This window comes from Methylacidimicrobium sp. B4, from assembly GCF_017310545.1.
Classification (GTDB): Bacteria; Verrucomicrobiota; Verrucomicrobiia; order Methylacidiphilales; family Methylacidiphilaceae; genus Methylacidimicrobium.
Genome location: NZ_CP066203.1, coordinates 2,049,646 through 2,071,964 on the forward strand (window position 1 = coordinate 2,049,646; position 22,319 = coordinate 2,071,964).

The following is a 22,319-nucleotide window of genomic DNA, read 5'->3' on the forward strand; positions in this document are numbered from 1 at the left end:
CAAAGGTTGCGGAAAGCTTGCCCCGCTTTGGGGCGCAAGAAAAGAAAAAGGAGTGGAGAACCGTATGCGAAAAGCAACGGGCTCTTGCCTTCGGCGCTCCGGGGAGTCAAAAACGAGGCTACGCTCACGATCGAAAGACCGTTCCGGAAGCGGGGGGAAGAGGAGGATGGGGAAGAGAGGCGCAACCAGCATTCTGATGCTCGTCCTGCTTTGGATGCTTTTCGGGCCGGGGCGCTCCTTCGCCTGGGATCTCCAGGATAGCGTCGTGCAATCGGCCGAGATCATCCGGAGGCTCAAGGCGCTCCCCGAGGAGGAGATTCCCGAGGCGATCTTCCGCGATGCAAAGGGCTTGGCGATTCTGACGGTGATCAAGGCGGGCTTCCTGGTCAGCGCCCGGGGCGGAAGGGGCCTGGTCGTGGCAAGGACGGGCAAGGGTTGGTCGGGGCCGTCGGCCATCGCTACGGGCGGCCTCGGGTTCGGCTTCCAGATCGGTGCCGAGGTGACCGAGTTTGTGCTCGTTCTCAATACCCCGGAGGCGATCCAGGCATTTGCTCGTGGCGGCAACGTGACCCTCGGAGGGGACATCAGCGCGGCCGCCGGACCCGTGGGCCGCACGGCCGAGGGAGCGGTCACTCCTTTTGCGGCTGTCTATACCTATAGCCGCAGCCAGGGGCTCTTCGGAGGGCTGTCGCTCGAAGGGACGGTGATCGCCGAAGCCCCGGAGACCAATCGGGAGTACTACGGGCGGGAGGTCAACCCGGAGGATATCCTCGCGGGAAAGGCTCGCCCGCCGGCAAAGGCCGGGATCCTTGCCAAAGCGCTGGAGAGGCCGTATAGGAGTGATGCTGCCGAGAAACGGACCCCAGGAGAGCCGTACGGCGCCGGGCGAAGCTCCGAGCGCGCCGTTGCCGCGCGAGTAGGGATTGTGGAAGCTCGCCTCCCGAAGGGAAGATCTTCGCGCAAACCGGGAATCTGGCGCACAGGGGGGGCTGCCTCGGACGAGGAATCAAAGAGGGGCAGGACCAGATGTTGAAGCAACGGCCTTTCGCGCATGGGCGAGGATGCCTTGGCCGAAGGCGCCTTGCGGCAAGCTTCTCGATTGCGGAGGCGCTCTTGTGGATCTGCGAGGTTCTCGCCATTCTCGGCTTTTCGGCCTTGCTCCCCTGTCGCGCCGAGGATCTGCTCGAGGTCTTCCGGCAGGCGGCGAGAACGGATCCGATCCTGGCGCGGGAGAAGGACCTCCTTACTGCCAATGCGGCGGGAGTCTCGGTGGCCCGCTGGGCGCTCGGACCCAAGATGCAGGCCTATGGGGGAGCGGGGGTAGCGAGCCTCAACCTCTCCTTTGGGAACGTCTTCAGCCTTGCGACCGGCACCACGGCTGAATATTACACGGTACTCCTGACCCAGCCCCTGCTGGACGGGCAGAGCATTGCGGCGTTGCGGGTGGCGAAATCGCAAGCGCAGGCGCAACATGCGATGGTTCTCTATCAGCAGCAACAGTTGATCCTTCGAATCGTTCAGGCCTACCTGAATGTCCTCCTGGCCGAAGCCAACCAGCGGGTTGCGGTCGAACAGCGCGATTTGTTCGAGAGCGTCTGGAAGCAGGCGAGCGCCTTTCTTGCGGTGGGCCGGGGCGATGTCATCGCCGCCTCGGAAGCGAAGGCCCGATTCGATGCCTCGCTATCGTCCTTGACGACGGCGACCAATGCGATTGCGATCGCCCGAAAAGCCTTGGAACGGCTGACCCATTCGCCGGTGGGAAAGCTCGTGGACGTCGGGGCGGTCAAGCCGCTTGGGCCGCAACCGGACCAGATCGATATCTGGACGAAAACCGCGGTCGACAACCAGCCGCTTCTCCATCAAGCCCGCTCCCTGCTGACGGCGGCGGTCGGGCAGATCGAGCAGAATCGGCGCGCGCAATGGCCCGTGCTTTCTATCGTGGGATCGTCGGCAGCGCTCGGGGTGAACGCCGCACCGCTCGACATCCAGAGCCAAGCGGGCTTTCTCACTCTTTCGATGCCCTTCTTCGATGGCCAGATCGGCGCACGGGTCAAGCAAGCCAAGGCCCAGGCGCGGGCGAGTCAACGCTATCTCGATAATACCGTCGACCAGGTCAGGCTCGATACGGAGGAGGCCTTCCTGAACCTGCAGAGCAGCGTTCCTCAGCTTCAGAGCTCGGTGACCGCCGTCGAGTCCGCGAAAACGAGCCTCGAGGGGACACGGAAGGGCTATGAGATCGGAACCCGCTCGATCGTCGACCTATTGACCGTGATCAGCGACTATGCCAGCGCGCGGAGGGACTACTATGTGGCTCTCTACAGCCATCTTCTCAATCGGGTGCAATTGAAGGGAGCGGCCGGGGTCTTGACGATGGAGGATGTCCGGGCGTTGAACGAGCTGCTCCAGAAGCCGTAAAGGGGGTATGGGATGGCGGAGAATCCAGTAAAGGAAAAGGCGGAGGCCCCGAGCCGAAAACGAGTGCTTGGGCTGGCTCTGGTCGGTGTCGTCCTCCTGGCGGCTGCCGCCGGCCTCTTCCTCTGGCTCCGCGCGGAGCGGGAGGGCAAGGAGTGGCTCACCTTCTACGGGAACATCGACATTCGCGAGATCCAGCTCGCCTTCTATGATGAGGGCCGAATCGAGCGGATGTTCGTTCAGGAGGGAGACCGGATCAAGAAGGGGCAGGTGCTGGCGGAGCTGGACATCTCGCGCCTGGACGATGCGGTGCGCAAGGCCGAGGCGACCGTACGGGTCGATCAGGCGGCGCTTGAGAATGCCGACATTACCTATCGGCGGACGGAGGCGCTGGCCAAGGATCTCTATGTATCGCTCCAGGACCGGGACAACGCGATTGCCGCCGTGAAGGAGGCGCGGGACCGGCTCAAGGCCGACGAAGCCGCACTTGTCCTGGCCCGGAGGCAGCTGCATGACGGGAGGCTTGTGGCGCCCAAGGACGGGGTGATCGAAGTACGGATCCTGGAGCCCGGGGATATGATCACGCCTCAGGCTCCGGTCTTTACGGTCGCCCTCGACAATCCGGTCTGGGCCCGCATCTACGTCCCGGAGCCCGATCTTGGCAAGATCTTCCCCGGGATGCGGGCGGAGATCTATACCGATAGCTACCCGGGACGGGCATTTCCCGGGTGGATCGGGTATATTTCGCCGACGGCGGAGTTTACGCCCAAGAACGTCGAAACCCCTCAGCTGCGGACGAGGCTCGTCTACGAGGTGCGGGTCTATGCCTGCAACCCGGATTACCGACTTCGGCTGGGAATGCCGACGACCGTGAAGATCCGGAGAAATCAGCCCTATCCACCGCCTCCCCCTCCCTGCGGCTTGGAATGAATACCGTTGGGAGATCGAGCGGCTTACCCTGCGTATCCGTCGAGGGGATTTCCAAGAGCTTTGGGAAAGGGGAGAAGGTGGTACCCGCTCTCGATCGGGTCTCGATCGAGATTGCTTCCGGGCAGATCACGGGACTGGTCGGCCCGGACGGGGCTGGAAAGACCACCCTTCTGCGCATCGTCACGGGCCTTCTCCGGCCGGACGAGGGGCGAGTCACGGTCCTGGGATTGGATGCGACCCGGCAGCCGCAGGAGCTCGCCGCGCAGCTTGGCTATATGCCGCAGCGCTTTGGCCTCTACGAGGATCTGAGCGTTTCGGAGAATCTCAACCTTTACGCGGATTTGCAGGGGGCTCCGAAGCCGGACCGTGCGGCTCGGTTTGCGGAGCTTCTGCACATGGCGGGCTTGGCTCCCTTCACCGATCGGTTGGCCGGTAATCTTTCCGGAGGCATGAAGCAGAAGCTGGGGCTTGTCTGCACGCTCGTGGGGAGCCCGCGTCTTCTTCTTTTGGATGAGCCGACTGTGGGGGTCGACCCGCTTTCGCGGCGCGAGCTCTGGGCCATCCTCTTCCGGTTGCGAGACGAGAAGGGCCTCTCGATCTTCGTGAGCACTTCTTATCTCGAGGAGGCCGAGCGCTGCCAGCGGGTCATTCTCCTCTCCAAAGGAAAGCTCTTGAGCGCGGGCGATCCCGCGGAGATCGCCACCCGGGCGGCGGGAAGGACGTTCGTTGTCTGGTCGGACGCGCTTTCTCCCCGCCCTCTGCATTCCCGGCTCGCGCGGCTCCCGGGAATCCTGAGCGCCTCGATCGAGGGGAAAGGCGTGCGCGTATTGGTGAAGGTGGAAGGAAGGCCGATTGCGGAACTGCTGGCCGAAGGCCTCTTGGAGGGGTGCCACGAGGAGCCGGTCTCTCCCCGGTTTTCGGATGCGTTCCTGACCTCCCTCGATGAGGCGGGAGAGGGCCGGGGGGAAGCAAAGGCTCAGGGCGCCGCGACCGTCGACACGAGCGATCGGATCGGTGAGGACAGGATCGTCGTGCAGGATCTTTCCCGGTTCTTTGGACGCTTCGAGGCCGTCAAGAAGATTGGCTTTCGTGTCCGAGCGGGGGAGGTCTTCGGGCTTCTCGGACCCAATGGTGCCGGAAAATCGACGACCTTTCGGATGCTCTGCGGCCTGCTCCCCCCTTCTTCCGGCTTGGCGCGGGTGGCGGGAGTCGATCTGCGGACCGGTGCTCCTTCCGCGCGGGCCCGGATCGGCTATGTGGCGCAAAAGTTCTCCCTCTACGGCGCTCTGACGGTGCGGCAGAACATGCGATTTTTCGCCAGGGCCTATGGTCTTTCGCCGCAGCGCCAACGGGAGCGGATCGGGTGGGCGGAAACGGAGTTCCAGCTCGATTCCTACCGCAATGCGAATGCAGAATCGCTTCCGCTGGGCTTCCAGCAGAGGCTCGCTCTCGCTTGCGCGCTCCTGCACGAGCCGGAGATCCTCTTCCTGGATGAGCCGACTTCGGGAATGGATCCCTTTGCTCGAGAAGAGCTCTGGCTTCGGATCGGGGAGATGGCGCAGCGGGGGGTGACGGTGCTGGTGACGACGCATCATCTCGAAGAGGCGGAGTTCTGTGATCGGCTGATCATCATCGCCGAAGGGAGGATTCTGGCGGAAGGTTCCCCGGACCAGATCAAGGAGCCGTTCCGGACGGAGGAGAGGCCGGAGCCTTCCATGGAAGAGGCTTTCATCCGGCTCATCGAAAGGAGCAGGGAGGAGAGATGAGCCCCCGGGTTTCCCGCTTTCTCGCCCTCTGGCGGAAGGAGTGGATTCAGATTGGGAGGGATCCGGCGAGCATCGGGATCGGCGTGCTTCTGCCCGCGATCCTGCTCTTGGTCTTCGGCTACGGGATTTCCCTGGACGCTCAGCGCCTGCCCATCGGTGTCGTCGTCGAAAAGCCCAACCCGCTGACGGCGAGCTTCACGGGAGGGCTCGAGCAGTCGCGCTACTTCTCGCCCCATCCTTATGGGAGCATTGGAGAAGGGGAAGATGCGCTGCGTCAGAGAGAGGTGGATGCGATTCTCTGGCTTTGGGGGGATTTCACCCGGCGAGGACTGCGCGAGGGCAACGCCCCGCTTTCCCTGATTGTCAACGGAGTCGATGCCAATACGGCCCGGCTGCTGGAAGGATATTTCCAAGGCGTCTGGAGCCAGTGGCTCGAATGGGAGACGAAGACCTCCGGACAACCCATCCTCACGCCCGTCGATGTCGAGGCGCGGGTCTGGTTCAATCCCGCGCTCGAAAGCCGCCACTACCTGGCACCGGGTGTCATCGTGATCAACATGACCCTGGTTGGAGCGCTCTTGACCGCGCTGGTCATTGCCCGGGAGTGGGAGAGGGGGACGATGGAAGCCCTTCTCTCTACGCCGGTCTCGGTGGCGGAGATCCTCTGGAGCAAGATTGGCCCCTACTTTGTCCTCGGGATGGGCGGGATGGCGGCTTGCGTGGTCATCGCGGTCGGCCTCTTTGGCGCGCCCCTCGTCGGCTCGCCGTGGGTCCTTTTCCTGGCGGCCTCGCTTTTCCTTCTCTCTTCTCTCGGGATGGGCCTGCTGATCTCCACTGCGTTCCGGAGCACCTTCCTGGCGAGCATGGTCGCGGTCGTTTCCACCTTTCTTCCCGCCTTCATCCTCTCTGGCTTCATCTTCGACATCGGTTCGATGCCCGGGCCGATTCGGGCTTTCACCTATCTCTTTGCCGCCCGCTACTTCGTTGCCTTGCTCCAGACGGTTTTCCTCGCGGGAGATGTCTGGAGTGTCCTTCTGCCGAACCTGGTCGCTCTCGTCCTGATGGCGGCTTTCTTCCTCGGAATTGCCTGGCGGATGTCGCGGCGAAGCTTGGAATAGAAAGAGGAAGCATGGTTCAGCGAATCTTCGGGCTGATCGTCAAGGAGCTCCTGGCGCTCTTTCAAGACAAGCGGAGCCGGTTCGTGGTGATCGGGCCCCCGCTGATTCAGCTGATCATCTTCGGTTACGCCGCCACCTTTGACGTCAACCGTGTCGCCTACGCGGTCTACGACGAGGAAAATAGCGGTGCCTCGCGCGACCTGCTCGCCCGCTTCGAGGGTTCTCGCGTCTTCCGCTGCACCGGGCGCATTCATTCGGATGAGGAGCTCGCCAAGGTGATCGACCGGAAGCAGGCGCTGCTGGTGCTTCACGTCGGGAGGAATTTCAGCCGGGATCTCTTCACCGCTCCTCCCGCTCGGCTGCAGGCGATCGTTGACGGCAGAAACTCGAATACCGCCGGAATCCTGCTCGGTTACGTCAACCAGATCGTTCTGGATTTTAACGCGAGCTGGCTCCCCTTACACGGGATCAAGCCGCCTCCCGCCGTCCTTCAGCCACGCTCCTGGTTCAATCCGAACCTGGAATCCCGTTGGTTCATCGTTCCGGGGCTGCTGGCAACCCTGACACTGGTGGTGTCGATCATGAGCGTCGGCCTTTCCGTCGCCCGCGAACGCGAGGCGGGGACCCTCGATCAGCTCCTGGTGACTCCCATGAGGTCGTGGGAGATCGTCGTGGGCAAGGTGGTGCCCGGCCTCTTCGTGGCCATGGGGGAGGTGACTTTGATCTTCCTGGCCGCAATCCTCTGGTTTCGGATTCCCTTTGTCGGGAATCTTTTGGCCCTTTACGTCGGCTTGGCCTTCTACAGCCTGGCGACGATCGGCGTGGGCCTGACGATCTCCTCTCTGTCGATGACGCAGCAGCAGGCTCTTCTCGGCAGCTTTTTCTTCCTCAGCCCGGCGATCGTGCTTTCCGGCTTCTCGACGCCGATCCGAAACATGCCCGAGGTCGTGCAGTGGCTCACCCTTCTCAACCCGTTGCGGTACGCTCTGGTCGTCGTCCGGCGCGTCTTCCTGGAGGGGGCCGGCTTCGCCGAAGTCTGGACCGAGTATATCCCGATGGCGCTGATCGCCCTGGCTACGCTGCTCGGAGCCTGGTGGGTCTTTCGCCGGAGGGTCGGATAGGGTCCAGCCGGTCCGCTCGATAGGGATAATTAATATTCCGGCGCCGGGGCCTCGGTGTAGATCTTGGCGAGCAGATCGGAGCAGAGATTCTCGAGCTCGACGCCGAAGGCTTCCACCCGACGGGTGTAGATGCTGTGCGCGACCAGGCAGGGGACTGCGATCGCTAGACCCGCTAATGTGGTGTGCAGTGCCTCCGAGATCCCGTGGGCGATCGCCGCTCCCTGCGTGGCGATTCCGTGGCTCCCCACGTTACCGAAGATCGTGATCAATCCCGAGAGCGTTCCCAAGAGGCCGAGTAGAGGTCCAATGCCAGTGATGATCTCCAGGATGACGAGTCCCCGTTCCAGTTGGGCGATCTCCGCGCGTGCCTTTACCTGGAGGGCCTCGGTGTTCTCGAACTTCGACCAGGTGATGTTTTGCAGGCAGGAGCGCGATAAGCGGCTGAGCACGGTCTTCTCGTTCTGGCAGAGCTTTTCCACGCGCTCGGGACTCTCTCCCCAACCGAGCTCCTGAATGGCCCGGGCGAGTGGAGAGGGGATGATCCGCGCGCGACGAAGGGCAAAGCCTCGTTCCAGGATCACCGCCAAGCCGATGATCGAGCAGAGGACGACCGGATAGATGAAGATGCCGGCGGCGTCGATAAAGCGGCCGATGGAGCCGAACACGTCAGAGATGTCCGCGTAATAGAGCATTCTCTTACCTCATGGTGGAATTCGTCTTGCGCCCGTCTCGGGCAGGAGGGCACGCTTCCGGGGAAGTGTGCCCGCAACCATGCGGTTGCAAGCCGGCAAGACTGCTGCCGCAACCCATGTAGCATGCTCCATGCCCGGAGGCTAGCCGAAAATCACAAGCTTTCGCGGGGTCGGACGACTCCCCGTGGCGTGCCGAAGAACAATGCCGCGGAAGCCATGGGGCTAGTAGATCGTAAAGGTGATCTCCTCCCAGAATCCCCCTCCCAGTTGGGTTTTCATGCCTTCGGAAAAGGGTTCGAAGGGGGCGGAAAGCCGGACCGAATCGCTCGAGATCGTCCGAAGCACCTCGGTGCGTCCATCCTCGGAGACGATCTGCAGGTTGCGGATGGTGCCGTCAGCCTGGACATAGAAGCGCACCTGGACCGCTCCGAGGGCGAGCAGGGCCATGTTCTGCTCGACTTCCAGATACCAGCGCGAGCCGATGGCGCGGTACATCCGGGCCTTGTAGCGGCCGAGCTCTGTTTCCCGGGTGGCGGGAGAGGCGGGCCCGATCTCGGCGGTGCGCCCGCCGGCGAGCTGCATCCGGTGCCTCGGCAGGGAGGCCGGGGAGGGCGGCGGAGCGGGAGGGGGGGTGGCTTCGGGCTCGGGCTTCTGCTCGGGTCGCTGCTGACTCTCCTGGTTCGGATCCTGGGTGCGCGGACGCTTGGCTTCGGGCTGGGAGGACTCCTCGGCGAGCTTCTCCCCTTGCTTTTGGCTTGCGGCCTCATCGGGCTTTTTCGGCTTCTCGGGAGAAAGCGGGAGGAGCGGCTTGGCGTCCGGGAGATCCCGCGGGAAAACGTCGGGTCGGCGGGGGTCGGCGACTTTCGGGGCCTCCGCTTCCTCCTTGACGATCTTTTTCTCTTCCTGCCTTGGCTTCTCCGTCGGCTTCTCGGTCGCGGCCTTCGGCTGCTCCGTGGGCTTCTGAACCGGAGTGGGCTTTGATGGGGGAGACTGCGGCGATGGCTGGCTTTGCGGGCTCGGGCGGGTAGGACGTGACGGGCCGGAAGGATGGGGTGGCGACGGACGGCTCCCCGGCTGGTCCTGGTAGGTCATCGAGGCGCGCGGGTGTCCCTTCATCTGAGGGATGGGCGAATCCTTCTGCGTGTTGGACTGCTCGCTGCGCAGAGCCGTGTTCCGTTCCGACTGCAACGGAGTTCGCGGGTCGACCTTGTCGCTCTTTTGCCACTCCTCGGTGGGCATGAACGTGTCGGGCGAGACCATTTGGAGCATGGTCAGGCTGGGGGGAGGGGGGCTCGGGGGAGGGGACGAGGGGAAGAGCCGGAGCTTGATGCCCGAGGTGAAGAGAAAGGTCAATAGAAGATGCAAGAGCAGGGAGAGGATCAGGAACCCGCCGATTCGAGATCGCGTCTTTGTCCGCATCGAGCGACACTATACCATCCGGGCTCCCGCTTGCCTACGATAAGAGGGTCTTCTCGCGGCTTGGGCTACCGGACCGGGCGCATCGTACCGCATCGAAGCTCGCCGGCAAAGAGCGCTTTCCAAGGAGGGGGATTAGCGTAAATTTTTCCCTCGGGCGCCTCGTGCGGAAGTAACAAGCCGCTCCTCCTGGTTTGACAGAAGAAAAATCGGATGCGTATGGTGATCGGCGCTTTTCAGATGCGAGGAAGGATCCCCGCCGGGGTACGGAGATGATTTTGAAGCTGAGCGACCAGAAGTGGCAGGAGCATGTGGCGGATCGGCTGGGCGTCGTTGCGGCGTTCCAGGAGACGCTCGAGCAGATCGACCGGGAGGTCGCGCGCCAGGCGGAAGAGATGGACCCTTGGATCCGTCCGCACTTTCACTCCCTCCTTGCGAGCCGAGGAAAGCGCCTGCGCCCTCTCTTGGTCGTGCTCGCTGCGGGTGTGAGCGGCGGCGTGCGGGCCGATCACATCGCCTTGGCCGTGGTTGTCGAGATGATTCACGTGGCGACGCTGGTTCATGATGACATCCTCGACGGAGCCCTCATCCGGCGAGGAGAGCCAACGGCGACCTCGCGATGGGGGAACGAGGTGTCGGTCTTGTTGGGCGACACGCTCTTCGCACACGCCCTCCGGATTTGCGCCAGGCTGCCGGAAGGTTCGGTGGAGCGGGTAGCGACCGCGGTCTGCACCGTCTGCTCTGGCGAGATCCTGCAGACGCAGAGGCGGTTCGATTGGGATCTTCGGGAGGAAGATTACTTCCGGATCATCGAGCGGAAGACCGGGGAGCTCTTCCGCATGCCCTGCGAAGTCAGCGCCTGGCTCAACGGGGTGCCGGACGATGCGAGCCGTGCCTTGGGGCGTTATGGCATGGCGCTCGGAATCGCCTATCAGATTTACGATGACTGCCTCGATCTCCTGGGAAAGGAAGAGGTCACGGGAAAGACTTTGGGCACCGATTGGGGAGGAGGAAAGCCGACGCTGCCGATTCTCTACCTGCTCGACTCCAAGAACGGGACTTGGCGGAACGAGTTGATCGATGCCTTTCATCGTGGAAGCTTTACCAGCCGGGAGGATCTGTTGCCGCTTCTCGCCGATAACGGAGTTTTGCCCAGGACGCAGAGCAAGGTGGAGGGAATCCTCCGCGGTGCCCGAAACGAGCTGGCGGCGCTCGCTCCGGGGGATTCCAAGCAAGCGCTGGAAGAGGTCGTGGATCTCCTCGGCAGCCAGGTGGACCGCCTGATCGAAGGGATGTTGGCGGGGCATCGGGCTCCGGACGCGTTCCCGAGCGGAACCGACGGAGAGGACCGAGTGAAAGTGAGGGAAAACGAATGAAGCGAACATATCAACCTTCGAAACGGTGCCGCGTGCGGCAGCACGGGTTTCTCGAACGGACCCGCTCACGCACCGGGCGAATCGTGCTCCGGCGCCGCCGGGCAAAAGGCCGATATCGGCTTGTTCCCAAGAGTGTAGAGCGCAAGTTCGCCCGCCACACGGGTGCCTAGCCGAATACCGGTCGATCTCCTTCCCACGAAGACGATCCGAAAGCGGCGCGCTATCCGCCTTTTCTTCGCGTCGGGAAGACGCCTGAACGATGCTGCCCTACTCCTGCTTGTCCTGCCGCGAGATCCGGAGCTCGAAGGCGACGCATTTTTCGCCACGCCGCGGAAGATCGGCAATGCCGTCGTCCGGAATCGAGTTCGACGGCGAATGCGCGAGGCATTTCGGCGCTGGATCTGTCAGGCCGACGATCCTTGGGTGTATGGTTGGATCGCCCGGCGATCCGCAGCTTCACTCGACTTCTGGCGACTAAAAGAGAAAATGGTGAGGTTGTCGGCACGGGCTCGGGAAAGGTGAAGCGAGGCATTCATTGGGTCTTGGCGATCTATCGCGGGGTGCTGACCCCGTTGCGACAGACGTTCGGATTGTACGGCTGTTGTCGACACGTGCCCACCTGTTCGGAATATTGCCGGCAGGCTGTAGAGAGGCACGGCTACGGGGCTGGGCTTCTGCTCAGCCTCCGTCGCATCCTCCGGTGCCATCCGTGGGGCACCTCGGGGTGGGATCCCGTTCCCGGGTGCGAGCGGACGCTTCCCAGGACGGAGAGGTGTGGCACCGGAGCGGAGGAGGCTCTGCCGGCAGCGCCCCGGGAGGGCGACCGCATTGTTGCCCTGCCAGCGGCTGGTTCTGAGCTGCCCGAGCGAATGGGGAGGGAGACGCGAGAGGCCCGCTAGAGGAAACTCGGCGGATCGGGAAAGGAGACGATGGATCGAAAGGGATGGCTCGGGCTGATCTTGTGCGTGATCGGCCTCTTCGCGTGGCAATGGTATGTGATCTCTCACTACGGGCCGCGCCACGCGCCAAAAACGACGCAGGCGACGGAACCCGTGGAGGGGCTCAAGCTGCCCACGACCGGGTCGGGAGAGGGGGCGAACGGAGGGGTCGGGGAGATTGGGCCCGGAGAGCCGTTGTCGAGCCGGGGGTCTCTCCCTCCGGAGGAGACGGCGGTGCTCGAAAATGCGGAGATCAAAGTCCTCTTTACGTCCTGGGGAGGGGCCATCCGCTCGATCGAGCTCAAGACCCAGCGTGCTCATGGAGAGGAGATGCTCGTGCTCAATCGCTTTGGCCGCGAACCCATATTGAATTTGACCATAGGGGACGAGGGAGACTCCTTGGCCGCGTATCGCTGCGACCGGGAAGGCAAGGACGTCGTCTTCTCCCGAACGCTCCCGAACGGCGTGGAGCTCCGGCGGCGCTATCGGCTGAGTGGGGAGCATGAGGTTCGGCTCGAGCAGCAGTGGGCCAATCCGGCGACTCGGGAGATCGCCCTTCCCCGATGGAAGCTCTGCGTCGGACTGGGCGAGCCGATCCATCGGCAGGACCCTCCGGCCAGCGTTGCGGCAAACTGGCTTTCCGTTCAAGGGAAGCTCGGTCGAATCAGCCTTCCGGACTTTGGCTCTGCGGGCTTCCTGGGCATGCAATGGAGGGGGCCTCGCTCGCTGATCGATAGCCCGAAGGAGCCCATGCGCTGGGTTGCGGTAAAAAGCCAGTTCTATGCGACGATCCTGCTTCCTCCAGGAACTCTCCCTCCCGACCGTCTTGTCTGCGTTCGCGAACCGCTGCTCGACTTTCCCGGGGGAGGCAAGGGCCAGCCTCCCGCGGGCTTGAAAGCTTGGGCGTCCTTTCCCGACATCGTTCTTCCGCCCGGCTCCTCGCTTGCGACGACGTTTGCGGTCTTTGCCGGACCCAAGGAATATAGCCTGCTCAAGAACCTGGGATCGGGGACCGACCGGATCATGGATTACGGCTTCTGGGGTTGGATCGTGAAGCCCCTCCTCTGGTGCATGGTCCACTTGCATCAGATTCTTCCGAACTACGGAGTCGTCATCATCGTCTTCACGCTCTGCATCAAGGCGGTCTTCTGGCCGCTCCAATCGGCGGCGAACCGGCACATGAAGGAGATGCAGGCGCTCAGCCCCCGGATGAAGGAGCTGCAGGCCAAGTACAAGGACCAGCCCGACAAGATACAGGCGGAGACGATGAGGCTCTACCGCGAGTTCGGGGTGAATCCGGTCGGAGGCTGCCTGCCCGTAGTCGTACAGGTGCCCATTTTCATCGGCTTCTACACGATGCTGCAAAGCGCGGTGGAGCTGCGGCATCAATCCTTCTTGTGGATCCACGATCTGACTCGGCCTGACACGGTGGCGACCCTGCCGGGCATCGGCCTGGACATCAACCCCTTGCCGCTCATCATGGTGGGGACGCAGATCATTCTCGCCCGGATGAGCTCGCCTCCCGCCGAGAATCCTCAGACGCGCATGATGCAGTGGATGCCCGTCTTCTTCCTTGTCTTCTTCTACAACTTCGCCGCAGCGTTGCCGCTCTACTGGACGGTGAATAACCTCGTTTCGATGGGACAGACCTATTGGAATCTGCGGAAGCCGGTGCCGACGCTCCATCGGGTCAAGAAGCAGAAGGCATCGGGGATTTCGCTCCGGAAATGAGCGCGTAGGGAACCACAGGGGACCGCATGGAATCCCCGAAGCAATTCGACTTCCTGGTCATCGGTAGTGGGCTGGCGGGACTCTTCTATGCGCTCGAGGCATCGAAGGCCGGGACAGTGGCAATTCTGACCAAGGGCGCCGCGCGGGAGTCGAACACCCTGCATGCGCAAGGCGGCGTCGCTTGCGTCGCCTCGGCGACCGATACCTTCGATCTGCACATTCAAGACACGCTCAATGCCGGGGGTGGACTGTGCAAGGAAGCGGTTGTCCGCAGGATCGTCGAGGATGGGCCCGACAGAATCCGGGACTTGGCTCGATTGGGAGTCCGCTTTGCCACTCGTCCAGGGGAGGAAGGCGAAATCTGGGATCTGGGGAAAGAGGGGGGCCATAGCCGCCGCCGGATCTTTCACGTGGACGATGCCACGGGCAAGGAAATCGAGCAGGTCCTGCTGCAAGCGGTTTCGGCCAATCCCCGAATTCAGCTCTTGGAGGAGCATCAGGCGGTCGATCTGATCACGCTCGGAAAGCTGGGCTATTCCTCCGAGAACCGGTGCGTTGGCTGTTATGTGCTTGACCGTGCCTCGGGCAGGGTCGAGGTCTTCTGCGCTCACCATACCTTGCTTGCGACGGGCGGCTGCGGAAAGGTCTACCTCTATACCTCCAATCCGGATGTGGCTACCGGGGATGGGGTGGCCATGGCCTTCCGGGCCGGGGTGCCGGTCGCCAACATGGAGTTCATTCAGTTCCATCCCACCTGCCTCTATCACCCGCGGGCGAAGAGCTTCCTGATCAGCGAGGCCTTGCGAGGAGAGGGAGCTCTGCTCGTGAACCACCAGGGAGACCGATTTTTGCCCGATGTCGATCCCCGGGGGGAGCTTGCGCCGCGGGACATCGTGGCGCGTGCGATCGATGCGGAAATCAAGCGGAGCGGGCATCCCTGCGTCTATCTCGATATCCGTCAGAAGGGGAAGGAGTTCCTTCTGGGGAGGTTTCCAACGATCTACTCCGCCTGCCTTCGCTACGGCATCGACATGGCCGCGGATCTCATTCCTGTCGTGCCGGCGGCCCATTACCAGTGTGGAGGGGTGGTCACGGACATCGACGGGCGGACGGAGCTACCGGGTCTCTGGGCGGCGGGGGAAGTGGCATGCACAGGCTTGCACGGGGCCAATCGGCTGGCGAGCAACAGCCTCCTGGAGGCGGTCGTCATCTCCTATCGCGCGGCCCGAGCGAGCAGCATCGGGAAGCCGCCTTCGCGGAAGGTCACCATTCCCCTGTGGGATGAGGGATCGGCGGCCGATCCGGACGAGCTCGTCGTCGTGGCGCACAATTGGCGGGAGATTCGCGAGCTCATGTGGGATTACGTCGGAATCGTCCGCACCAGGAAGCGGCTACGTCGCGCCGGGGTTCGCCTCCGGAACCTGGCGAGGGAGATCCGGGAGTACTACTGGAGTTATCGTCTCAATGCGGACTTGATCGACCTGCGGAATCTTGCCCTCGTTGCATCCTTGATCGTCGACTCGGCGCTCGAGCGCCGGGAGAGCCGCGGGCTACACTACATTCTCGATTTTCCCGGACCCGACGATACGCGCCCCCCCGCGGATACGATCCTTCGATTCTCCGAGGCTCCGATCGACTGAGCGAGCTTCCTCTTGCTCCGAGCCCGCGGAGGAAAATCCGAGGGGCGGTTTCGTCGGATTCATTGCGGCTTCGGTGGAATCCCCTCCGAACCCGGGCGAGAGCGAACTTCCAAGTCGACCCAGGAAAAGCGGGCCGAATCAAAACCCTCGATTCGGCTTGCGCCGAGCCAGCCGCCGTTGGATGGAGCGGGAGGGGCGTAGAAGGGAGAGGAATCGCGCAGGGCCGGGCGTCCGGAGAAGAGCCATCGGAACGCATCCTGCAAGGTTCGTTCCCGCTGGAGGCGAACGGAGAACGAGGGTGCCCTCTCGCTCGCGGAGGAGCCTGGCCCTTCCTCCTCCGCATCCATGACCCATCTTCGCCCGGAATAGAACACCAGGCTCGGCTCCGTATAGCCGTTCGCCCGGAAAACGGTGTCTTGCGGAAGGCTTTTCCATAGGGGGCGGAGGGCGAGCGCTGGCTCGACCGTTCGCAAGCTGGCTCCCAGCAGCCAGAAGCACCCTGCGAGGGCGAAGGGGGAAACGATGCCCAGACCGAGGGGGAGAAGCCGGGACGGCCGAGGCCTGGGCGAGCTCGTGCCATCGGAGAAAAGGGTCGCCTTTGCTGCGAGCGCCAGCAAGCAGAGGGAGAAGAAAATCCCGCCGAGTGCCCAAAGGGCGAGCCGGAGCGCCGCCAAGCGCGGCTCCCACGGGCGCGTGAGCGTCGCCAAGAGAGCAAGGCAGCCCCCAAGGAACCCGATGCTCCAGACGAACCAGAAAATGGTCAGGCGCAGCGGCCGAGATCGGGTCGGCGTTGTCGCCGCTTGCCCTAAGAGAAGAAAGAACGCGGGAAATCCGGGCAGAAGATAATGGGGGAGCTGGGTCGCGTAGGGGGTGAAGAGGAGAAAGGGAGCGAAAAACCAGGCGACGAGGAAGGCGGAGCGGGAGGAGTAGCGCTCCCGAAGCGAGACCAGAATCCAGCCGAGAAAGGCTGACCAGGGAAAAAGGCTCACGAGAGAGGAAACGAGGTAGTAGCCCCAGAAATGGGGTCGGCCGTCGAAGGCCTCCACGCCTCGGCGGAGCACATGCTCGCCCATCCCCTGAGTCCAAAAGGCACCGTGCGTCAAGAGCAGAGCGGGGATCCCCCAGAGAGCCACGATCCCCGTCGCGACCAGTGCGCCTTTGAAAAGATGGAGTCGGCCCCAGGGAGCCGATTGTCTCCAGAGAATGAGGCGCCAGAGAACAACGGTCATCAGGGGCACGGCCCAGGCGATCGGGCCCTTCGCAAGGAAGCCGAGCCCGAGGGAGATCCAGAGCGTCCAAAACCAGCACGATTTCCCCCCCTCCAGAAGCCGAAGAATCGCCCATTGGGCCAGGGTGGTCGCTACAACCATCGGCATGTCGGCAACGGCAAGGCGACCGTGAATCAAGACCTGAAGGCAAGTGGAGGCCGACAGGGCGGCCACGACTCCGCCGCGAAGCCCGTAAAAGGATCTCCCGATCCGGAAAAGGAGGAGGCAGAGAAGTGCGTCGAGGGCGATCGATGGCATGCGAGCCCCGAGCTCGTTCTCGCCGAAGGCGCGGAAGCTGATCCCCATGAGCCAGTAAATCAGCGGAGGCTTGTCGAGCCGATAAGCGCCGTTGAAGTAGGGCACCCACCATTCCCCGCGCTCGGCCATCTCCCGAGCGGCTTCGGCGAAGCGGGGCTCATCGCGGTCGATCAGGGGAAGAAGAGCGGAGCCGGAAATGCAGAGCAAAAACGCGAGGAGCGGGAGAAGCAGGGAAAGCCACCGGGCCAAAAAAAGCTCGTCCCCGGAACGGAAAACGACCGAGGATCGGGCGCCGGGCAATGGGCCGAAGGAGTCGCTCACGACGGGACTATCCCATGGAGTTCGGATGAGATCTTGTCAAATCTCCGGGCAGATGTTGATTGCGAAAAGCTCGAAGAAGGAAGCCAGCGCCCCCGGGAAGCGAATTTTTCAGGAAAATGGCTTGCCAATCGGAGTGGCTTTCAGCATATTCGTTCTCCTTCGCCGGAAATTCGGCGGCTCCGCGCGAAAAGGCGCGGAAGACGATCTTTGAAAATGGTTTCGCCAAAGCGAAACAGAATTGAATTGTGCGGGACGCCCAAATTTCGCAAAGAGCTTTGTGACGCTGCCCGGACTCCGGTAACGGAGGCCGGGATAGCAATCCCGGCTTGACCGGGAAAGTCAGCATCATCTCTTCATCACGGAGAGTTTGATTCTGGCTCAGAGCGAACGCTGGCGGCGTGGATAAGACATGCAAGTCGCACGAAGCTTGTCTTCTAGCAATAGGAGGCAAGTTCAGTGGCGAACGGGTGAGTAACGCGTGGGAATCTACTCCGAAGTGGGGAATAGCCCGGCGAAAGCCGGGGTAATTCCGCATGTGGTCTAGCCTAGCTAGATTAAAGCGGGGGACCTGAAAGGGCCTCGCGCTTCTGAATGAGCCCGCGTCCTATCAGCTAGTTGGCGGGGTAAAGGCCCACCAAGGCTATGACGGGTAGCTGGTCTGAGAGGATGGCCAGCCACACTGGGACTGAGACACGGCCCAGACACCTACGGGTGGCAGCAGTCGAGAATTTTTCACAATGGGCGAAAGCCTGATGGAGCGACGCCGCGTGGAGGAGGAAGGCCTTCGGGTTGTAAACTCCTGTCACCGCAGAACAAGGCTCCCCTGCTGAATAAGCAGGAGAGCTTGATAGTATGCGGAGAGGAAGGGACGGCTAACTCTGTGCCAGCAGCCGCGGTAATACAGAGGTCCCGAGCGTTGCTCGGATTTACTGGGCGTAAAGGGTGTGTAGGAGGTTAGGAAAGTCGAATGTGAAATCCCTCTGCCTAACGGAGGAACTGCGTTCGAAACTGCCTGGCTAGAGGTTCGGATGGGGAAGCGGAACTCTCGGTGTAGCAGTGAAATGCGTAGATATCGAGAGGAACACCGGTGGCGAAGGCGGCTTCCTGGACGAAACCTGACTCTGAAACACGAAAGCTAGGGGAGCAAACGGGATTAGATACCCCGGTAGTCCTAGCCGTAAACGGTGTGCGTTAGGTGTCGGCGGATTCGACCCCGCCGGTGCCGAAGCTAACGCATTAAACGCACCGCCTGAGGAGTACGGTCGCAAGGCTAAAACTCAAAGAAATTGACGGGGGCCCGCACAAGCGGTGGAGCATGTGGCTTAATTCGATGCAACGCGAAGAACCTTACCTGGCCTTGACATGCAGCGTTCAGTCCCGGAAACGGGATGGCCCGCAAGGGCGAGCTGCACAGGTGCTGCATGGCTGTCGTCAGCTCGTGTCGTGAGATGTTGGGTTAAGTCCCCCAACGAGCGCAACCCCTGTGTCCTGTTGCCGAAAGGCTCTCTAGACAGACTGCCCCCTTCAAGGGGGAGGAAGGTGGGGACGACGTCAAGTCAGGATGGCCCTTATGGCCAGGGCTGCACACGTGCTACAATGCTCGGTACAAAGGGACGCAAGACCGCGAGGTGTAGCAAATCCCCAAAACCGAGCCCAGTTCAGATTGAAGGCTGCAACTCGCCTTCATGAAGCCGGAATCGCTAGTAATGGCGCATCAGCTACGGCGCCGTGAATACGTTCCCGGGCCTTGTACACACCGCCCGTCACATCCTGAAAGCTGGCTGCACCCGAAGCCGTTCCTTTGAGCGTCGAAGGTGTGACTAGTGATTGGGATGAAGTCGTAACAAGGTAGCCGTAGGGGAACCTGCGGCTGGATCACCTCCTTTCTAAGGAGTAGGTCCGGGTCGGAGAAGGGCATCAGCCGTTCGACGACTTTCCGGACTAGGTCGACTTCCCTCGAAAGGAAACTCGAGAGGGAAGCGGGATTCCGCAAGGAGTTCCATGGGCGTCACGCACAATTCAATTCTGCTTCGTGAGAAGTCATCCGCCGCTTGATGGCGCCAGGTATGCTCGTCCGTAGGAAGGGGGCATAGCTCAGTTGGTAGAGCGACAGCTTTGCACGCTGTAGGTCAGGGGTTCGAATCCCCTTGCCTCCAGGGTGCAGCAACCTTCGTTCGTTACTGCCCAGGGGCCTGTAGCTCAGTTGGTTAGAGCATGCGCTTGATAAGCGCAGGGTCACTGGTTCGAGCCCAGTCAGGCCCAGCGATCGGGATGGCAGCGGCATGGAGGCGGGAGCTCATGACGGGCGCTGGCCTTCATGCCCTTGCCATTGAGGCGAAGCCGTTCTTTGAAAACTGCAGGCAACAGAAGAGAAGCCATTATAGCTTCTGCCGGTGTCTTGAAGAGACCTGCGCGTAAGCGCAGACGCTCCAAAGAGACGGCGACGAAAAAGCTACAAAGGGCGCATGGTGGATGCCTTGGCGCTGAACGGCGACGAAGGACGTGGCTACCTACGATAAGCCTCGGGGAGCGGGAAGCACGCTATGATCCGGGGATCTCCGAATGGGGTAACCCGACGCGAGTAATGTCGCGCCGCTTCCGGTTGAATGCATAGGCCGGAAGAGCAAACCCGCCGAAGTGAAACATCTCAGTAAGCGGAGGAAAAGAAAGCGAATGCGATTCCGTAAGTAGTGGCGAGCGAAAGCGGAACAGCCCAAACCGGACGGCTTGCCGTCCGGGGTTGTAGGACCACCAAATGGGTAGTTGTGCGGTTAGGTGAAGCGGATGGAAAGTCGCCTCAAAGAAGGTGAGAGGCCTGTAACCGAAAACCAAGCAACGCTCGGTGGTATCCTGAGTAACGCGATGCACGTGAAACTTCGCGTGAAGCTACGCCGACCACGGCGTAAGGCTAAATACGTGTCAGCGACCGATAGTGAACCAGTACCGCGAGGGAAAGGTGAAAAGAACCCCGGCGAGGGGAGTGAAATAGATCTGAAACCATGTGCCTACAAGGTGTCAGAGCCCGAAAGGGTGATGGCGTGCCTTTTGCTTAATGAGTCTGCGAGTTACTGTTTGTGGCAAGTCTAAGTCCTGATGGGACGGAGGCGAAGCGAAAGCGAGTCCGAATAGGGCGGTCAGCCGCAAGTAGTAGACCCGAAGGGGAGGTGATCTACCCATGGTCAGGATGAAGTCACTTTAACCGGTGATGAAGGTCCGAACGGGTGACGGTTGAAAACGTCTCCGATGAACTGTGGGTAGGAGCGAAAGACTAATCAAACCCCCTGATAGCTGGTTCTCCCCGAAATAGATTTAGGTCTAGCCTCGTGTGCTGACCTGCGGGGGTAAAGCACTGGATGGACTAGGGCCCACACCAGGGTACCGAATCTAACCAAACTCTGAATACCGCAGGGTGCAACACGGGAGTAAGACGGTGAGGGATAAGCTTCATCGTCGAGAGGGAAACAACCCAGATCGCCGGCTAAGGTGCCCAAATGCAGCTAAGTGAAAAGGATGTTGGGTTTCGAAGACAGTGAGGATGTTGGCTTAGAGGCAGCCACCATTTAAACAGTGCGTAATAGCTGACTCACCGAGAGATCCGGCGCCGAAAATGATTGGCGATAAGCTGCATACCGAAGCCGCGGATTTTCTTCGGTTCCGATCGAAGGGAGTGGTAGGGGAGCGTTCCAAGTGCTGTGAAGCGGAAGGGGAACCGACCGTGGAGCGCTTGGAAGTGAGGATGCAGACATGAGTAGCGATAAGATCGGTGAAAATCCGATCCGCCGTAAACCCAAGGTTTCCTGGGGAAGGTTCGTCCGCCCAGGGTTAGTCGGGAACTAAGCTGAGGCCGATGGGCGTAAGCGATGTCGAGCTGGTTAATATTCCAGCACCGCCGACATTTAAGCGTGGGGGACGCATCGTCGGAGAAGGGCGAGGTGATGAATGCCCTTGTCCCGCAAGGGGACCGAAAGGAGCAATCCTGACGGGATCCTTCAAAGACGGTGCCAAGAAAAGCCCACGTGTAGACTAAGGCGCCCGTACCGTAAACCGACACAGGTGGGTGAGTAGAGTATACTCAGGCGCGTGAGTTAAATCTCTTTAAGGAACTCGGCAAGTTAGCCCCGTAACTTCGGAAGAAGGGGCGCCCCGTAAGGGGCCGCAGTGAACAGCGTCAACCGACTGTTTAACAAAAACACAGCACTCTGCCAAGTCGCGAAGACGACGTATAGGGTGTGACACGTGACCAATGCTGGAAGATTACGGCAAGGGGTCAGCTTGGCTTCGGCCAGGCGAAGCTCTGAACCCAAGTCCCAGCGAATGTCGGCCGTAACTATAACGGTCCTAAGGTAGCGAAATTCCTTGTCGGGTAAGTTCCGACCTGCACGAATCGTGTAACGAGTTGACGACTGTCTCAAAGAGAGGCTCAGCGAAGTTGTAGTGGCGGTGAAGATGCCGCCTACCCGCAGTAGGACGGAAAGACCCCGTGCACCTTTACTGTAAGCTGTTACTGGATCTTTGCTATGGATGCTCAGCGTAAGTGGGAGACAGCGAAGCCTTCCTTTTGGGGAAGGTGGAGTCGCCAATGAGACACCACACTTCCATTGTGGGGATTCTAACCATGGACCCTGAATCGGGTCTTGGGACAATGGCAGCGGGTCAGTTTGACTGGGGCGGTCTCCTCCTAAAAGGTAACGGAGGAGTTCTAAGGTTCCCTCAGCACGGTTGGCAATCGTGCGTCGAGCGTATGGGTAGAAGGGAGCTTGACTGCGAGACCGACAGGTCGAGCAGGTACGAAAGTAGGACCAAGTGATCCGGTGGTAGAATGTGGAATTGCCATCGCTCATCGGACAAAAGGTACGCCGGGGATAACAGGCTGATCGGGCCCAAGAGTCCATATCGACGGCCCGGTTTGGCACCTCGATGTCGGCTCATCGCATCCTGGGGCTGGAGAAGGTCCCAAGGGTCCGGCTGTTCGCCGGTTAAAGCGGTACGCGAGCTGGGTTCAGAACGTCGTGAGACAGTTCGGTCCTTATCCACTGTGGGCGCAGGAGACTTGAGGGATTCACTCCCTAGTACGAGAGGACCGGGAGTGACGGACCGCTGGTGTTCCGGTTGTGTCGTCAGACGCAGCGCCGGGTAGCTATGTCCGGAAAGGATAAGCGCTGAAAGCATCTAAGCGCCAAGCCTTCCCCAAGATGAGGTCTCCCCATCAAGGTCGTGGTAGACCACCACGTTGATAGGCCGCACGTCGAAGCGCAGCAATGCGTGCAGCGAAGCGGTACTAATTACCTGATTGGCTTTTCGTCGCGGCAGGGCTATGCGGCTAATCTTCTGT

General features: G+C 61.5%; 15 protein-coding genes, 2 tRNA genes, 2 rRNA genes and 1 pseudogene. 16 read left to right on the forward strand and 4 right to left on the reverse strand.

Going from position 1 to position 22,319, the window contains the following annotated elements; genetic code table 11:
- Nucleotides 1-166 precede the first annotated feature (166 nt).
- The 6 genes from MacB4_RS09635 to MacB4_RS09660 all read left to right on the forward strand — a co-directional run bounded on the left by MacB4_RS09635 (nucleotide 167) and on the right by MacB4_RS09660 (nucleotide 7,347).
- Nucleotides 167-1,033, forward strand: a complete 867-nt coding sequence (locus MacB4_RS09635) for a YSC84-related protein (protein WP_206863620.1) — start codon at nucleotides 167-169, stop codon at nucleotides 1,031-1,033.
- Nucleotides 1,027-2,415: a TolC family protein gene (locus MacB4_RS09640; protein WP_206863621.1), complete on the forward strand. Its 1,389-nt coding sequence runs from the start codon at nucleotides 1,027-1,029 to the stop codon at nucleotides 2,413-2,415. Before MacB4_RS09635 ends, MacB4_RS09640 begins: the two co-directional genes overlap by 7 nt.
- Before the next feature lie 12 nt (nucleotides 2,416-2,427).
- Nucleotides 2,428-3,342: an efflux RND transporter periplasmic adaptor subunit gene (locus tag MacB4_RS09645; RefSeq protein ID WP_206863622.1), complete on the forward strand. Its 915-nt coding sequence runs from the start codon at nucleotides 2,428-2,430 to the stop codon at nucleotides 3,340-3,342.
- Between the two features lie 77 nt (nucleotides 3,343-3,419).
- On the forward strand, nucleotides 3,420-5,108 hold the full coding sequence (locus tag MacB4_RS09650) for an ATP-binding cassette domain-containing protein (RefSeq protein ID WP_370569360.1): 1,689 nt from the start codon (nucleotides 3,420-3,422) through the stop codon (nucleotides 5,106-5,108).
- Nucleotides 5,105-6,226 (forward strand): ABC transporter permease, encoded by a 1,122-nt coding sequence (locus MacB4_RS09655; protein WP_206863624.1) that lies wholly within the window; start codon nucleotides 5,105-5,107, stop codon nucleotides 6,224-6,226. The genes MacB4_RS09650 and MacB4_RS09655 overlap by 4 nt, the downstream gene beginning before the upstream one ends.
- 11 nt (nucleotides 6,227-6,237) lie before the next feature.
- Nucleotides 6,238-7,347, forward strand: coding sequence for an ABC transporter permease (locus MacB4_RS09660; RefSeq protein WP_206863625.1), 1,110 nt, complete (start codon nucleotides 6,238-6,240; stop codon nucleotides 7,345-7,347).
- Nucleotides 7,348-7,376: 29 nt separating this feature from the next.
- Here MacB4_RS09660 and MacB4_RS09665 read toward each other — a convergent pair whose 3' ends face one another.
- A complete protein-coding gene (locus MacB4_RS09665; RefSeq protein ID WP_206863626.1) occupies nucleotides 7,377-8,039 on the reverse strand; it encodes a MotA/TolQ/ExbB proton channel family protein in 663 nt (220 codons plus the stop codon).
- Between the two features lie 222 nt (nucleotides 8,040-8,261).
- Nucleotides 8,262-9,458 (reverse strand): hypothetical protein, encoded by a 1,197-nt coding sequence (locus MacB4_RS09670; protein WP_206863627.1) that lies wholly within the window; start codon nucleotides 9,456-9,458, stop codon nucleotides 8,262-8,264.
- Nucleotides 9,459-9,727: 269 nt separating this feature from the next.
- Between MacB4_RS09670 and MacB4_RS09675 the strand changes: the two genes are divergently transcribed.
- The 6 genes and pseudogenes from MacB4_RS09675 (at nucleotide 9,728) to nadB (ending at nucleotide 15,140) form a co-directional block, all read left to right on the forward strand.
- Complete coding sequence (locus tag MacB4_RS09675; RefSeq protein ID WP_242529222.1) at nucleotides 9,728-10,831, forward strand: polyprenyl synthetase family protein; 1,104 nt, start codon at nucleotides 9,728-9,730, stop codon at nucleotides 10,829-10,831.
- A pseudogene (gene rpmH, locus MacB4_RS09680) lies at nucleotides 10,828-10,953 on the forward strand (50S ribosomal protein L34); the annotation flags it as partial. The gene MacB4_RS09675 and the pseudogene rpmH, both read left to right, overlap by 4 nt.
- A 40-nt stretch (nucleotides 10,954-10,993) precedes the next feature.
- Complete coding sequence (gene rnpA, locus MacB4_RS11400; RefSeq protein WP_206863628.1) at nucleotides 10,994-11,353, forward strand: ribonuclease P protein component; 360 nt, start codon at nucleotides 10,994-10,996, stop codon at nucleotides 11,351-11,353.
- Nucleotides 11,350-11,730, forward strand: a complete 381-nt coding sequence (gene yidD, locus MacB4_RS09690) for a membrane protein insertion efficiency factor YidD (RefSeq protein WP_206863629.1) — start codon at nucleotides 11,350-11,352, stop codon at nucleotides 11,728-11,730. Before rnpA ends, yidD begins: the two co-directional genes overlap by 4 nt.
- A 30-nt stretch (nucleotides 11,731-11,760) precedes the next feature.
- On the forward strand, nucleotides 11,761-13,500 hold the full coding sequence (gene yidC, locus MacB4_RS09695; RefSeq protein WP_206863630.1) for a membrane protein insertase YidC: 1,740 nt from the start codon (nucleotides 11,761-11,763) through the stop codon (nucleotides 13,498-13,500).
- A 26-nt stretch (nucleotides 13,501-13,526) separates the two neighbouring features.
- A complete protein-coding gene (gene nadB / locus MacB4_RS09700; RefSeq protein WP_206863631.1) occupies nucleotides 13,527-15,140 on the forward strand; it encodes an L-aspartate oxidase in 1,614 nt (537 codons plus the stop codon).
- A 59-nt stretch (nucleotides 15,141-15,199) separates the two neighbouring features.
- Here the strand turns inward: nadB and MacB4_RS09705 are convergent, their stop codons facing one another.
- Together MacB4_RS09705 and MacB4_RS09710 are read right to left on the reverse strand one after the other, a co-directional pair.
- Nucleotides 15,200-16,987: a glycosyltransferase family 39 protein gene (locus MacB4_RS09705; protein ID WP_206863632.1), complete on the reverse strand. Its 1,788-nt coding sequence runs from the start codon at nucleotides 16,985-16,987 to the stop codon at nucleotides 15,200-15,202.
- A 7-nt stretch (nucleotides 16,988-16,994) separates the two neighbouring features.
- Nucleotides 16,995-17,336: a hypothetical protein gene (locus MacB4_RS09710; protein WP_206863633.1), complete on the reverse strand. Its 342-nt coding sequence runs from the start codon at nucleotides 17,334-17,336 to the stop codon at nucleotides 16,995-16,997.
- Between the two features lie 6 nt (nucleotides 17,337-17,342).
- Here MacB4_RS09710 and MacB4_RS09715 point away from each other — a divergent pair.
- The 4 genes from MacB4_RS09715 to MacB4_RS09730 all read left to right on the forward strand — a co-directional run bounded on the left by MacB4_RS09715 (nucleotide 17,343) and on the right by MacB4_RS09730 (nucleotide 22,289).
- A 16S ribosomal RNA gene (locus MacB4_RS09715) occupies nucleotides 17,343-18,873 on the forward strand.
- 197 nt (nucleotides 18,874-19,070) lie between these two features.
- Nucleotides 19,071-19,143: transfer RNA gene (locus tag MacB4_RS09720), tRNA-Ala, on the forward strand.
- 32 nt (nucleotides 19,144-19,175) lie between these two features.
- Nucleotides 19,176-19,249: transfer RNA gene (locus MacB4_RS09725), tRNA-Ile, on the forward strand.
- Between the two features lie 183 nt (nucleotides 19,250-19,432).
- Nucleotides 19,433-22,289 (forward strand): 23S ribosomal RNA (locus MacB4_RS09730).
- Together the 16S and 23S rRNA genes with 2 tRNA genes alongside form the textbook arrangement of a ribosomal RNA operon.
- Nucleotides 22,290-22,319 lie beyond the last annotated feature (30 nt).